Below are 478 nucleotides of genomic sequence, written 5' to 3' on the forward strand. Positions count from 1 at the left end.
CGCGACCGGGATCGACGCCCACCCCGCGTTCTGCCGCACCAACGCGATGTCCGTGAGGCCGTTGCCGTTGAAGTCCCCGGTGACCACCTTCACCCCGGCGGTGTTCGCCCAGGAGCCGATGAACGTCGGCGCCGACCCGTTGGTGATCTGCCACGTCCCGTCACCCTGCGCGAACGCGACCGGGATCGACGCCCACCCCGCGTTCTGCCGCACCAACGCGATGTCGGTCAGACCGTTGCCGTTGAAGTCCCCGGTCACCACCCGCACGCCCGGGGTGTTCGCCCACGACCCGATGAACGTCGGCGCCGACCCGTTCGTGATCTGCCACGTCCCGTCACCCTGCGCGAACGCGACCGGGATCGACGCCCACCCCGCGTTCTGCCGCACCAACGCGATGTCCGTGAGGCCGTTGCCGTTGAAGTCCCCGGTGACCACCTTCACCCCGGCGGTGTTCGCCCAGGAGCCGATGAACGTCGGC

1 protein-coding gene is annotated in these 478 nt (G+C 69.9%); it reads right to left on the reverse strand.

Annotation, left to right across the window (positions count from 1 at the left end; translation table 11 throughout):
- The coding region (locus HP550_RS00620) for an FG-GAP-like repeat-containing protein (RefSeq protein ID WP_175345668.1) at window positions 1-478 on the reverse strand (478 nt) is incomplete at both ends.

Origin of the sequence: Cellulomonas humilata (assembly GCF_013359775.1) — a bacterium.
Lineage (GTDB): Bacteria > Actinomycetota > Actinomycetes > Actinomycetales > Cellulomonadaceae > Cellulomonas > Cellulomonas humilata.